At 60.0% G+C, this 12592-nt stretch carries 13 protein-coding genes; 5 read left to right on the top strand and 8 right to left on the bottom strand.

The genetic code is table 11. The features are described 5' to 3' along the window. Positions 1–171 precede the first annotated feature (171 nt). The 7 genes from ABRP93_RS05485 to ABRP93_RS05455 all read right to left on the bottom strand — a co-directional run bounded on the left by ABRP93_RS05485 (position 172) and on the right by ABRP93_RS05455 (position 6992). Complete coding sequence (locus ABRP93_RS05485; RefSeq protein ID WP_023025563.1) at positions 172–1128, bottom strand: glycine betaine ABC transporter substrate-binding protein; 957 nt, start codon at positions 1126–1128, stop codon at positions 172–174. Continuing rightward, the gene (locus ABRP93_RS05480) at positions 1125–1877 is read right to left on the bottom strand and encodes an ABC transporter permease (RefSeq protein WP_349887183.1); all 753 of its coding nucleotides are present in this window, start codon (positions 1875–1877) and stop codon (positions 1125–1127) included. The genes ABRP93_RS05485 and ABRP93_RS05480 overlap by 4 nt, the downstream gene beginning before the upstream one ends. Next, on the bottom strand, positions 1864–3078 hold the full coding sequence (locus tag ABRP93_RS05475) for an ABC transporter ATP-binding protein (protein WP_349887181.1): 1215 nt from the start codon (positions 3076–3078) through the stop codon (positions 1864–1866). Before ABRP93_RS05475 ends, ABRP93_RS05480 begins: the two co-directional genes overlap by 14 nt. 2 nt (positions 3079–3080) lie before the next feature. After that, entirely contained in the window at positions 3081–3716 is a 636-nt protein-coding gene (locus ABRP93_RS05470; protein ID WP_023025569.1) for an ABC transporter permease, read from the bottom strand. 190 nt (positions 3717–3906) lie between these two features. After that, positions 3907–4644, bottom strand: coding sequence for a sulfite exporter TauE/SafE family protein (locus ABRP93_RS05465; protein ID WP_023025571.1), 738 nt, complete (start codon positions 4642–4644; stop codon positions 3907–3909). Positions 4645–4672: 28 nt separating this feature from the next. After that, the gene (locus ABRP93_RS05460) at positions 4673–5335 is read right to left on the bottom strand and encodes a TIGR03089 family protein (protein WP_349868359.1); all 663 of its coding nucleotides are present in this window, start codon (positions 5333–5335) and stop codon (positions 4673–4675) included. A gap of 25 nt (positions 5336–5360) precedes the next feature. Continuing rightward, the gene (locus ABRP93_RS05455; RefSeq protein WP_023025576.1) at positions 5361–6992 is read right to left on the bottom strand and encodes an LCP family protein; all 1632 of its coding nucleotides are present in this window, start codon (positions 6990–6992) and stop codon (positions 5361–5363) included. Between the two features lie 134 nt (positions 6993–7126). On the opposite strand from ABRP93_RS05455, the gene ABRP93_RS05450 reads away from it, so the two are divergent. The 3 genes from ABRP93_RS05450 (at position 7127) to ABRP93_RS05440 (ending at position 9955) form a co-directional block, all read left to right on the top strand. Continuing rightward, positions 7127–8035: a glycosyltransferase family 2 protein gene (locus tag ABRP93_RS05450; RefSeq protein WP_034659656.1), complete on the top strand. Its 909-nt coding sequence runs from the start codon at positions 7127–7129 to the stop codon at positions 8033–8035. Between the two features lie 93 nt (positions 8036–8128). Further along, positions 8129–9223: a mannose-1-phosphate guanylyltransferase gene (manB, locus tag ABRP93_RS05445; RefSeq protein ID WP_023025580.1), complete on the top strand. Its 1095-nt coding sequence runs from the start codon at positions 8129–8131 to the stop codon at positions 9221–9223. Between the two features lie 438 nt (positions 9224–9661). Beyond that, positions 9662–9955: a WhiB family transcriptional regulator gene (locus ABRP93_RS05440; protein ID WP_005277485.1), complete on the top strand. Its 294-nt coding sequence runs from the start codon at positions 9662–9664 to the stop codon at positions 9953–9955. Between the two features lie 84 nt (positions 9956–10039). On the opposite strand, the gene ABRP93_RS05435 is transcribed toward ABRP93_RS05440, so the two are convergent. After that, complete coding sequence (locus tag ABRP93_RS05435; RefSeq protein ID WP_349868357.1) at positions 10040–10516, bottom strand: metallopeptidase family protein; 477 nt, start codon at positions 10514–10516, stop codon at positions 10040–10042. A gap of 94 nt (positions 10517–10610) precedes the next feature. Between ABRP93_RS05435 and ABRP93_RS05430 the strand changes: the two genes are divergently transcribed. Together ABRP93_RS05430 and ABRP93_RS05425 are read left to right on the top strand one after the other, a co-directional pair. Beyond that, positions 10611–11102, top strand: a complete 492-nt coding sequence (locus ABRP93_RS05430) for a DUF3499 domain-containing protein (RefSeq protein ID WP_349868356.1) — start codon at positions 10611–10613, stop codon at positions 11100–11102. A 107-nt stretch (positions 11103–11209) separates the two neighbouring features. Continuing rightward, on the top strand, positions 11210–12577 hold the full coding sequence (locus ABRP93_RS05425) for a phosphomannomutase/phosphoglucomutase (RefSeq protein ID WP_349887180.1): 1368 nt from the start codon (positions 11210–11212) through the stop codon (positions 12575–12577). Positions 12578–12592 lie beyond the last annotated feature (15 nt).

The raw sequence follows: 12592 nt of genomic DNA, 5'->3' as shown, positions 1-12592 counted from the left end.
CCCTCTGGAAACTGAGGGGTTCTCTCTATCTCTCTCGTATGCGCTCTCTCAAACGCATGATTTAAGTATGGGGCATGTGGCTGGAACAGCAATGGAATCTATCTGATAGGTCGCTGAAAATTACTGAAAGTTTCCTGTAAATCCATTTGCGCTGGTAGAGCGGCCAGATGATTAAGCTTCTAGCAGCCCTTCATCGATAAGGAAATCCCGGGCCACGGCGGTGTAGTCCTCACCGTCGACGTCCACGCGGGCATTGAGCTCCTGCATCTTCTCATCCGTCAGGAGCTCCGCTAAGGGAGCGAAGAGATCCTTGATCTCTGGGTGTTCCTCCAGGACCTCCGTGCGCACAACTGGGGCGAGGTTGTATTTGGGGAAGAAGAGCTCAGGATCCTCAAGTACGGTGAGGTTCAGGGATTTAATGCGTCCATCAGTGGCGAAGATTGAACCAAAGGTGCACTCGCCCTTATTCAAGGCGGCATAGACGGCGCCGGAATCCATGATCCGGATGCGGTCGCGCGGTGGTTTTTCAACGCCATAGCTATCCAACATGGTAAGCAGGCCATCATTGCGGGCCAAGAACTCGCTATCGGTGCAAAAGGTCTGCTCGTTGGTGGGAACTCCCTTAATATCTGCCAGCGATTCGAGGCCGTACTTTGCGTGGGACTGCTCGCTAATGGCTAGCGCGTACGTATTATTCATCGGCGCTGGGGGCAGCCAGGTAAGCCCGTTGTCCTTATCGGCATCTTTTACCGCATCGTATTGCTCCTGCGAGCCGGGGACCGGATCGGCATTGCCCAGGTAGGTAATCCAGGCGGTACCGGTGTATTCAAACATGGAGTCCATATCGCCGACCTCCAGCGCTTGGCGCGCCGAGGTGGAGCCGGGGATATTGGTCAGGTCCTTTACGTTGGCACCTGCGGATTCCAAGAGGATTGCGCCAATCTTGCCCAAGATGACCTGCTCGGTGAAGTTCTTGGAACCGATGGAAATATTGGCGCCGTCGAGGTCGATATCGGCAAGGTCGCCCTTTAACTCCCCACTCGGGATGAGGCCACCGGCGGTGCCGAGGCCGCACCCGGTGAGGAAGAACGTGCTTGCGGCGGCAAGCGTTGCGAGGAGGCGTTTCATTTGATCATTCCCTTCGGGGCGAAGACAACCTCAAGAACGCGGCCCACCCATTCGACCGCTAAGGCTAAGGACGCGATGAGGACCGCGCCGGAGATGAGAATAGGGTTGCGGTAGAGGTTGATTCCGGTGGTAATCAGCCCGCCGAGGCCGCCGGCATCAATAAAGGTGGCAAACGCACCAGCACCGACCAAAAGCACCAAGGAGGTGCGGATACCGGTCATGATAACGGGCAGGGCCATGGGCAGCTCGACCTTGGTGAGAACCTGGAAGGGTGACATGCTGAGGCCGTAGGCGGCCTCGACAAGCTGCTTATCCACACCCCGCAATCCCGCAATCACATTGGCGAGCACCGGCAAGAAGGCATAGAACCAGAGGCCGAGGATGGCCACCGGTTCGCCAAAGCCCAACCAGATGGCCAATAAGACGATGACACCGACGACGGGCGCGGCTTGGCCGATATTCGCGATGCTGGTGATGATCGGCGCCATGAACTTGGTGGACTTGCGCGTTAGCACGATGCCCAGTGGCACGGCCGTGGCGATGACCAGCAACGCGGAGATGACCACGAGGACCAAGTGCTCGCGGGTCATGGTGAGTACGGAGCTAATCTGCAGGGTGCGCTCTTCAATATCATCCAGCTCGGCGGTGGCGTGCCAGATGAGCCAACCGCCCACCGTGAGCACCACCAGGATGGGGATGCCGATGATAAGGAGGCGGTCTTCACCGGTGAGGCGCTTAAATTTCTCCACCGGAATCCACCTCCTTTTCATCTAAAGCCTCTTGAGCCGCGGCGTTCATCTGCTGGATATAATCCGTGACCGTTTCGTAGTACAAAACGCCCACGAATTCGCCGCGGCGGGTAACAAGCGCGCCGCTGTGGGAGGAAGCAAGCATGGCAGACATGGCATCGCTTAGCGTAGAGCGCGCATCCACAACGGAGTTGAGCTCGAACTGCGGCTCCGGGATGGTCTCGTAGCGCTCGAGCTGGCGGGCGAAGATCCAGTCGCGGGGATGGCCCTTGTCATCGACGATGACCACCATTTCTTCGCCGGCCTCGCGCAGGCGCGCTAGCGCCTTATCGGTGGATTCGCCGATGCGCGCGGTCGCCTGATCCGCAAGCTCCAGCTCGTCCGCACGACGTAGGTTGAGTTGCTTTAAGGCGGAGCCGGAACCAATAAAGTCAGCCACGAAATCATTTGCGGGCGCGGCGAGGATATTTTCGGGCGTATCGTACTGGCTGATCTTTCCGCCTGGCTCAAAGATGAGGATGCGGTGGCCCAGCTTGATGGCCTCATCGATATCGTGCGTGACGCAGATGATGGTCTTTTTCAGCTCGGATTGGATATTGACCAATTCATCCTGCAGGCGGGTGCGAGTGATGGGGTCGACCGCGCCGAAGGGCTCGTCCATCAAGACCACCGGCGGATCCGCCGCCAGGCCGCGGGCGACGCCGACGCGCTGTTGCTGGCCACCGGATAGCTCGCTGGGGAAGCGATCGCGGTAGGTAGCAGGATCGAGCCCGACCATATCCAAAAGCTCATCGGTACGCTGAGAAATCTTATCGGCCTTCCACTTCTTCAGCTTGGGCACCAGGGCGATATTATCCGCGACGGACATGTGCGGGATGAGCCCGCCGCCTTGGATAACATAGCCAATATCGCGGCGCAGCTGCGTGGGGTTTTTCTTGGTGGCGTCCTCGCCATCGATATAAATGGTGCCGCTGGTCGGCTCCACCAAGCGGTTAATCATCTTCAGCGAGGTGGTTTTACCGCAACCGGAGGGGCCGACGAATGCGACCAGCTCGCCCGCCGGAATCTCGAAGGAGAGATCCTCGACGGCGGGGGAGTCTTGTCCCGAATAGGCCTTGGTGACGTGATCAAATACGATGCTGGCACCGCTGTTGCTTGCGTCCGCAGAGTGTGTGGATGAAGCGTGCGTTGAATCGGACATTCTTAAATACCTTTCGGGGTGGTCAATTTTTGGATTCCTGCGAGAATCGCATCCACAATGAGCGCAATGATGACGACACCGATGGTGCCCACCAGCGTGAAATTAAGTGCGTTGGTACCGCCGATTTGGCTTAGCCCTGAGTAGATATATCCACCCAGTCCTGGGCCGAGCGCGTAGGCGGCGATGGCCGCAACACCCATAGACATCTGAGTGGAGACGCGGATGCCGGTCATAATCACTGGCCAGGCCAGCGGCAGCCGGATGCGGAAGAGGATGGCCGTCGAGCTCATGCCCTGCCCACGGGCGGATTCGATGACATCATCGCTGACATTGTGCAAACCGACGATGGCATTGCGCAGGATGGGAAGGACGGCATAAAAGACCACGAGGACAACGGAAGGTATGGTGCCGATGCCAAAGAGCGGGATGGCAAGGCCAAGTAGTGCCAGCGAAGGCAAGGTCAGGCCGATGGAGGTTAAGGCATTAGCGATAGCCGCACCGCGCGGGCGTTGGGCTACAAAAATGGCAATAATCAACGCGATGACTAGGGCCACGGCGACCGATTGGATGACAAGGCTTGCGTGCTGGTAACTGCGGAAAAGGATGTCCTGCCAGCGCGCAGCGATAAATTCGTTCATTTCATCACCTAAAAGAAAGAGAATAGGGCGCAGGGAAAATTAATGGAGGGTACAGACTCTCTGGTCCTTCCTCTGCGCTGATGATGCACTTCTAGCGTACAACCTTTTTTCAGCGCGAAACAATAGCTGGACAGGCTAGAGACAAAACCGGGGGCAGTGATCACAACGCAATACCGGTCTTATAGCCGGCTTAGAAAAACACCACTTGGCCGATAAGGGCAAGGGCGGCGGTAATAGCTACCACCGTGACAATGCGGTTAAGGCGCTTGGTATCGATGAAGTGGTTGAGGTAATTGGCAATGAATAGGCCGATGACCACCAACGGGCTATAGGCCGCGGCGGCATAGACCTGCGGCTGGGTGACCTGGCCGTTAAAGCCCAGGATGATGAGCGACATAACGGTACCGATCACAAAGGTTCCGGCGAGGCTGCCGCGGGTGCGCTGCGGGTCGAAGCGCTTCATGATCAGCGCCATCGGCGGGCCACCGATGGAGGTGGAGGTGCCCAGGAAGCCGGAGGTAAGCCCGGCCAGGACGGTATTGCGCCTGGTAGGCTCGGGGCTCCAGCCGAGGCTGGAGAGGGACATCGCCAAGAGCACGGCGCAGCCGATGAAGATGGAAAGACCGTCGTGCGAGAGAGAAGCGATCGCCCACGCGCCGGCAAACGAGCCCGGAATGCGGGCGATGACGGATATGCCGACCAAGCGCCATGAGGTTTCGCGGTACGTCCGCGCCAGAGTATAGATGGAAATGCACAGCGCAAGGAGCAAGATGAGCGTGGGGACTAAATCCGGGCGCAAGAGCGCGACAATGGGGGTGGCGATGGTGCCGAGCCCAAAGCCGATCGAGCCCTGAGTGATAGTGCCGACCAAAATGAGCACACCAATAAAGATGTAGACCCACGCGTCTGAAGAGATTCCCAAGAACATGATGGAAGGCAAGTATAGGCCACTTGGCCTACAGCCGGGCAGTTACTTTCTCATTCGCTGCAATTTCATCCAGGCGGGACGCGGGGCAGAGTCCAGCGACGATGACGGCAGAGCCACCGGCGGCTAAGGGCTCGAGGACGGCGCGAGTGAAGGAAGCTTTGTCGCTCCACCCAGTAGACAGCAACCGCTCGGCACTCGCGGGCGGGGTCACCAACTCTGGCAGGGGTTGGGTTTCACCGAAGTATTGGTCGCCATAAAAACGGACGGTGGGGCCGAAGTCAATGGCACCGGTGGGCAGATCCCCGCCGGATTCGACGATGCCACGGCCAAAGGGATCATCGCTGATGAGCACGATATCGGCCTGCGGCTGCCGCTCTTGGGCTGAAAGGTAGCGGGAGGGGGAGGTAAAGACGACGTCGGCAAGCGCGGCCGACTCACCGAAATCAAAGGTGGGCCCGGCGGCGAGGGCGCCTAAGGCAATGACGGCGGCCTGCCACGAGGTGGGCACATCGATGGCGATGGTGGAATCCGGCTCCAAGTCGAGCTCTTCTTCCAACATATTGGCGATCTTGGCCACCCAGTTATCTAGGGTCTGCGCGGAAAAATCCATGCGTGCGCCGGTGGATTCGTTATAAACAGTCAGCCGCGGGGTGGCGGCATCGGCGTTTAAAAGATGGGCGAGTAGTTCCATACCCGCCCATCGTAGGCCAGCCTGCTTAGTTCACGCAGCGCGGTCCGTCGCCGCCGGCGTCGATTTCAGGGGAAACCTTGTTGGCGCCGAAGTCATTGCCCGGGGTGCCTACCAGGTCGGTATCTTCCTCGGCCGCGGATTCCTCGGCGCTTGCTTCCTCATCGGAGGGGCCCTGGTAATCATCGGTGGCCACGACGAGCAAGGTATTGTCATCGAGCTGCGGGTTTTCTACCACCGGCAGGCCACCGAGCTTTTCCGCCAGCTTCTTGGCATCTTCGCTATCGGGGTCCGCGGCCACGACCTGGGACTCGGAGTAGATGCCGGGCTGGGCGTTGGCGGAGCGCTCGACGGTATAGCCGGTGTTTTCCAGCCAGGTGCCGATGCCGGCGGCCAAGCCATCGATATTGCCGGCATTGAGGACGTGGACCTCGTTATCGGAGTTGATATCAGCATCATGCTCCGGCGCGTCTTCTGTCTTCTCGTCCTTCTCGGCCGCCTCTTCTTCGGCTTCCTCGTGCGACTTGGCCAGATCCTCCATAAAGCGGTGAACCTCATTGGTATCGATGGTGACGATGGATTCGCCGTAATCGCCGCGGCCATCGATGGAGGTGACCGGGATGGTGGTGAAGGTGACATTGCCGCCGGCCAGGCCGGCCAGCTGGGTGACGAAGCCCATGATGTCCCAGCCATCATCGATGACCACGGAGCGCTCCACGGCCTTAGCAATCTTGGAGAGCTTAGACGGGCTGGTCAGCGTGTCATTATCGAGTACCTTCTTAACCAGCGAGGCCATATACGCCTGCTGGCGCACGATGCGGTCGAGGTCACCGCGCGGCAGGTTATAGCGCTGGCGCACGAAGGTCAGCGCCTTCGCGCCATCGAGGGTCTGGGTCCCCTTGTGGAATTTGGCGCCGGACATCTCGTCCTCAACATCTTCGTTGAGGCACACGTCGACGCCACCGACGGCATCAGTAAGCAGCGTAAAGCCCAGCAAGCCCACCTCGGCGTAGTGGTCAATGGATACGCCGGTCAGGGAGTGCACCATCTTGAGCAGGCCTTCGCGGCCTGCTTCCACGCCGTGCTTTTCGATGTCCTTATCCGAATACGGTTTCTTCTCACCCTGCGCCTCCGCCTCGGCGTTTTCCTGCTGGAGCTCCTGGACTTTGTCGTTTTTGTGCGAGGCGTAGACGGCATTGATCTTCATATTGCCGTAGTCCGGGTCGTTGACATAGGTATCGCGCGGAATGGAGACAGCCGTAGCACGCGAGCCGTCTTCCGGAATGCGCACGAGCATGATGGTGTCGGTATTTTCCTCGCCCTCGGCAACGCCGGCGTGGAGATCCGCCAACTCCTTTTCGGAGAGCGGGTTGCCCTGGGCATCGGTACGCGAGTCCTTGCCCACGAGCAAGATATCGGCGGCGCCGTCCAAGGAAGGATCGGATAAACCATCCTCGCCCAAGGATAGGTCCGAGGCGGAGGACATGCCCGTATCCAAGCGTCCCACCGTGGCATAGCCCACGCCGGAGACAGCTAGGATGAGGGCAGAAATGACGGCCACGATGGTTTTGGTGGCCGTGGAACCCTTTTGCTTAACCGCGCTAGCGGCAGAGGGCGCGGGTTGGATATTGCGCGCCCGGCGAGTGTTCTCAGAAGTCACAAGTGAAGGCTTTCTACTTTCCGGGGATCTGGAGATAGTTTAGGGGAGATCTCGCCAAAATTAAGGATCCGTGACCAGTTTCGCGTGTTTGAAACAGTGTCTGTCTCCTGACGCGGCCTCTGGCATGACTAAGCTTGGGGCCCATTGTGACTACTGAAACTACAGCTCCGCTCGCCGTTATCACTGTGACTTATAATCCCGGTGAGTACTTGGCGCGCTTTATAAGCTCCCTGCCGGACGCCTGCGTTAACGGCACCGAGGTGATACTGGCGGATAATGGTTCGACCGATGGCGTCCCCGAAGCCGCCGCTGCAGAAAAAGAAGACGTACACTTCCTCGATACCGGCGGCAATATTGGTTACGGCGCCGGCATGAATGCCGGCGCGCGGTGGGTGCGCGAGAACCGACGCGTAGATGATGAGTTCTTCCTTATCTCTAACCCGGATGTCACCTTTAGTAAAGGCGCAATTGACCAGATGATTGCGTGCGCGCGCCGCTGGCCGGACGCCGCCGCGGTGGGCCCGCGCATCGTGGAACCGGACGGCAGCAACTATCCGTCCGCTCGGTCGGTGCCGAATATATCCACGGGCATCGGGCACGCGCTGTTTTCCAACCTATGGCCGTCTAATCCATGGACGCGCACGTACCGTAACGATGCCGATATGTCCGTCCAACGCCCCGCCGGGTGGTTATCCGGATCCTGCCTCTTGGTGCGCTGGGATGCCTTCGATGCCATTGGCGGCTTTGATGAGCGTTACTTCATGTACTTGGAGGATGTGGACTTAGGTGATCGCTTCGCCCGCGCCGGGTACCAAAACATTTTCTGCCCAGAAGCCGTCATCAGCCACGCCAAGGGACATTCCACCCAGGCGCACGCCGGGGCGATGCTGCGCGCGCACCACAGTTCCGCGTACCGCTTCCAGGCGGACCGTCACCCGGCGTGGTGGCAGGCCCCGCTGCGCGCCGCGCTGTGGCTGGGATTGCAGGCGCGGGGAGCGGTGACGGCCGCTCGCGCCAGTACGGCCAAAGATTCGGAGGCCTGAAGCGCGTGCCGTTGACCTGGTTTCTGGCCGCGGCCGCATACACTGACCCTCGAAAAACCTCAGAATAAGATTGTCTGCATACAAAGGATGACTATGACTGAAGCAGCCACCACTCACGGTGCCACCACCGATGCGGTGATTTTGGTGGGCGGGCGCGGTACCCGCCTGCGCCCACTGACCATTGGTACGCCCAAGCCCATGCTGCCGACGGCAAACTACCCGTTCCTGCAGCACCTGCTCGCCCGCATCAAGGCCGCGGGCATTGAGCACGTGGTGATGTCCACCTCGTACAAGGCAGAGGTTTTTGAGGAATACTTTGGCGATGGCTCCGAGCTTGGCCTGGACATTGAATACGTGGTGGAAGAAACCGCGCTGGGCACCGGCGGCGGTATTCGCAACGTCTATGACAAGTTGCGCAATGACACCGTCATGGTTTTCAACGGCGATGTTCTTTCCGGCATGGATCTAGAGGGCATCTTGACCACGCACCACAACAAGGGTGCCGATGTCACCATGCACCTGCTCAACGTGGCGGATCCGCGCGCCTTTGGCTGCGTGCCCACGGATTCTGAGGGCCGGGTCACGGCCTTTTTGGAAAAGACCGAGGATCCACCAACCAACCAGATCAACGCCGGTTGCTACGTCTTTGACCGCTCCGTCATCGAGTCCATCCCGGCAGGCCGCGTAGTTTCGGTCGAGCGCGAGACCTTCCCGGGCTTGCTTGCCGATGCCCGCCTGGTCGTCGGCCACGTCGATAACTCCTACTGGCGCGATATGGGCCGCCCCGATGACTTCACCCGCGGCTCCTCCGATCTGGTGCGCGGCATCGCGCCATCGCCGCTGTTGGAAGGCCGCACCGGTGAATCCCTTGTGGAATCCTCTGCGGGCATTGCCGGCGGCGTGCTGCTGCTATCTGGCACCGCGGTGGGCCGCGGATCCGAGGTGGGAGCCGGCTCCCGCCTCGAGGGAACGGTGGTCTTTGATGGCGTGCGCATCGAACCGGGTGCAATCATCCACAACTCCATCATTGCCTCGGGCGCACACATCGGTGCCAATGCGGTCATCGAAAACTGCGTCATCGGCGAAGGCGCCCACGTTGGTGCCCGCTGTGAGCTTGTGGACGGCATGCGGGTCTTTCCCGGTGTGACCATCCCCGATGCCGGCATTCGCTTTAGCTCCGACGCCTAAAGCGCCCGCCACCTACCCTCCGCACCTCCTGCAGCTCGGCCGCGAGCGCGGTGCGGAGGGCTTTGTGATCCCCGCCCGGCTGAGATTTTGGGAGACACGCCGATACTTCCTGAAAATTGTTGACAGAAAAACCGGGCACCACTATATCTAGTACCCCCTACCTATACCCCCGGATGGCACCGGGTGTTACTAATGTGACGGATGGGGATCGTGTGCAGCGTTTTTGCGGCAAAGCGCGGAAAAGGCACTAATTCAGGTTGACGATATTTAGTGATCCGGTGTGAAATTACATCAGTGCAAGAAACGGCGACCGACACACCCGTTTTTACGGATTGGCTCGAGGGTTGACGGCGATTCAGCCGCAATTCAGCCTCGTGTACAGTCGGTTGCACTGATTAGGATTACCCAACCTCGGAGAAAGGAAAAGGCGTGGACAAAATGGCTAATAACAACGCCATTCTCCGTGGCGGTGCTGCTGCAGAGGTATCGCTCGATGAACTCTTCGGTGCCGTCGAGCAGGAGTGGCAGGATCAAGCGTTGTGCGCGCAGACGGATCCAGAGGCATTCTTCCCTGAAAAGGGAGGTTCCACCCGTGAGGCAAAGCGTATCTGCCAAGCCTGCGCGGTGCGCGATGAGTGCCTGGAATACGCGCTGGAGCACGATGAACGCTTCGGAATTTGGGGCGGGCTTTCGGACCGCGAACGCCGCCGCCTCAAACGCGAGATTGGTTAACTAAGTTGTGTGTTCTAGCCCTTGGCTGCGCCCCCTGAGCGGTGCGGTCAAGGGCTAGAGTTTTCTTTGTGGTGAGAAACCTCCCTACCAGCCATAGCGCGGGTCTACCTCCTCTGGAGCGAGGTTTAAGTAATTGGCCACCAGGGCGGTAATGACCGTGCCGAGGAGCTCCGCGCGCTCGGCGGAGGTGACAGCACGCTGCTCAATGGGCATGCGGAAGATAACGAGCCGGGCGCGGGTAGGGGTGCCAGCAGAATCGACACCGGCGGGCACGATGCGACCGAGCGGCACTGGCCCATCGGCAATGATTTCATCCGGCAGCACCGTCATATCGGCAGAAAGGCGCATGCGCGGGATGGTATCTACCGCAAGATCGAGCCCGCGCAATTGCGGGGCGAAGGCGTGTTGAATGGGTGCGTAGGCCTCGAGGACGGCGGCATCGAAAAGCTCGCGGGCGCTGCGGTAGCGCGGGGTTTGCTGCGGTAGCAAGGGCCCGTGCAGCCCGCGCCCGTGGCGGTCGCGGGCGGGGCGAATATGCGGGCGGGGGCGAGCGGCGGTCATGGCGTTGATTCTAAAGCTCTATGGCTGCGCAATAAGTGCAGCCACGCCGGGGAAGTACTATCTAAATCTCAACCAAGGGTTTAGACTATTGCGCGTGACTGAATCTCGCCATTGCTCCCGCCCAGGCTGCGGCCGACCCGCCGTGGCGACGTTGACCTACGCATACGCGGATCAAACCGCCGTGGTTGGCCCGCTGGCAGAAGAGGATAACCCGCACAGCTGGGATCTCTGCAGTACCCACCGCGACCGCATCTCTGCGCCGGTGGGCTGGGAGCTGGTGCGCGTAGACCGCATCGAGCTCGACGAGGATGACGACCTTATGGCCCTGGCCCAAGCGGTCAAGGAAGACGGCAGGGTGACCACTGGGCTTGTCGATGACCGCAGCGCCGGCTCCGGGGCAGATCCCATTGATTACGCCGCCACCTTCGATGGCGCTGATCCCGCCAATTCCAACCACCCGGTATTTCGCACCCGCCGCGTGGCCTATGCCAAAAAGGCCCGCCGCGCTCACCTGTCCGTCGTTCCTGATGCGCAGAGCGAAGATAATCCTGCCGAGAAGCAGGACACGGACACCGAATCTGATTAAACCAAGGGCGCTGAGCACAGCGCCTGAGAAAGCTCGCGCTAGCTAGCCGCAGACACGGAAGGAGCACTGCGCTAGTTGCCCGCAGCCGGGGAGTAATATTGCGAGGTATGCGAACTCGTGAGCATCTTGATGCAGTGATTAAGGCCTATGACGTCCGTGGCGTGGTGGGCGAAGATATCGATGAAGACTTCGTGCGCGATACTGGTGCCGCCTTTGCCGCAATCCTGCGCGAAGAAGGCGAAAACACCGTGGCTGTAGGCCACGATATGCGCCCGTCTTCTCCCGCGTTGGCGCAAGCCTTTGCTGAAGGCGTGGTGAGCCAAGGCCTCCATGTGACGCTTTTGGGGCTTACCTCTACCGATGAGCTCTACTATGCGGCGGGTTCTATGGAGTGCGCGGGCGCGATGTTTACCGCCTCCCACAACCCGGCGAAGTACAACGGCATCAAGCTCTGCCGCGCCGGTGCCGTCCCCGTGGGGCAACAGACTGGGTTGGAAGAGATTAAGCAGATGCTTATCGATGGCACCCCAAGCTACGACGGCCCCCATGGAGCCATCGCCGAGCAGGAAATCCTGACCGGCTACGCGGACTTCCTACGCCACCTCGTGCCGCTGGAAGAATCCAAGCCGCTGGTCGTCGCCGTCGATGCCGCCAATGGCATGGGCGGGCACACGGTCCCGGCCGTTTTCGATGGCCTGCCCTTCGATGTCCGCGATCTTTACTTCGAGCTCGACGGTACCTTCCCCAACCACGAGGCGAACCCGCTGGATCCCAAGAACCTAGAGGATCTGCAGAAATTCACCGTAGAGCAAAAGGCCGATATCGGCCTTGCCTTTGATGGGGACGCGGATCGTTGCTTCGTGGTGGATGAGAAGGGCCAGCCGGTATCGCCGTCTGCCATCTGCGCGCTGGTGGCAAGCCGCTACTTGGATAAATTCCCAGGCGCGACCATCATCCACAACCTAATTACCTCCAAGACGGTGCCGGAGCTCATCGCGGAAAAGGGCGGTACCGCCGTGCGCACGCGCGTGGGCCACTCCTTCATTAAGGCTCAAATGGCCGAGCACAAGGCGGCCTTTGGCGGTGAGCACTCCGCGCACTACTACTTCCAGGAATTCTGGAATGCCGATTCCGGCATGCTGGCCGCCATGCACGTGCTGGCCGCGCTGGGGCAGACGGATAAGCCGCTCAGCGAGCTCATGGCGGAGTACTCCCGCTACGAGGCTTCCGGCGAGATCAACTCCACCGTGGCGGACCAAAAGGCCGCCACCCAGGCCGTACTCGATGAGCTGGCGGATAAGATCGAATCCGTCGATGAGCTCGACGGTGTCACGGTCGAGCTCAAGGGCACGGATGCCTGGTTCAATGTGCGCGCTTCCAATACCGAGCCGCTGCTACGGCTCAACGTTGAGGCGAAGACCTCCGAGGAGGTCCAGCAGATTGTGGACGAGGTCCTCGCCATCATCAGGCGCTAATTACTGGAGTTACTG

The sequence above is a fragment of the Corynebacterium sp. KPL2850 genome (genome assembly GCF_040225855.1).
Lineage (GTDB): Bacteria > Actinomycetota > Actinomycetes > Mycobacteriales > Mycobacteriaceae > Corynebacterium.
Note: the sequence above shows the minus strand (reverse complement) of the source record. Positions and strands in the feature narration are given on the sequence as shown.

Bases quoted from the DNA above. Each gene is read 5' to 3' on its own strand.
- ABRP93_RS05485 (WP_023025563.1), bottom strand. From the start codon at position 1,128: ATGAAACGCCTCCTCGCAACGCTTGCCGCCGCAAGCACGTTCTTCCTC.
- ABRP93_RS05440 (WP_005277485.1), top strand. From the start codon at position 9,662: ATGGCTAATAACAACGCCATTCTCCGTGGCGGTGCTGCTGCAGAGGTA.
- ABRP93_RS05435 (WP_349868357.1), bottom strand. From the start codon at position 10,516: ATGACCGCCGCTCGCCCCCGCCCGCATATTCGCCCCGCCCGCGACCGC.
- ABRP93_RS05475 (WP_349887181.1), bottom strand. From the start codon at position 3,078: ATGTCCGATTCAACGCACGCTTCATCCACACACTCTGCGGACGCAAGC.
- ABRP93_RS05470 (WP_023025569.1), bottom strand. From the start codon at position 3,716: ATGAACGAATTTATCGCTGCGCGCTGGCAGGACATCCTTTTCCGCAGT.
- ABRP93_RS05465 (WP_023025571.1), bottom strand. From the start codon at position 4,644: ATGTTCTTGGGAATCTCTTCAGACGCGTGGGTCTACATCTTTATTGGT.
- ABRP93_RS05425 (WP_349887180.1), top strand. From the start codon at position 11,210: ATGCGAACTCGTGAGCATCTTGATGCAGTGATTAAGGCCTATGACGTC.
- ABRP93_RS05460 (WP_349868359.1), bottom strand. From the start codon at position 5,335: ATGGAACTACTCGCCCATCTTTTAAACGCCGATGCCGCCACCCCGCGG.
- manB (WP_023025580.1), top strand. From the start codon at position 8,129: ATGACTGAAGCAGCCACCACTCACGGTGCCACCACCGATGCGGTGATT.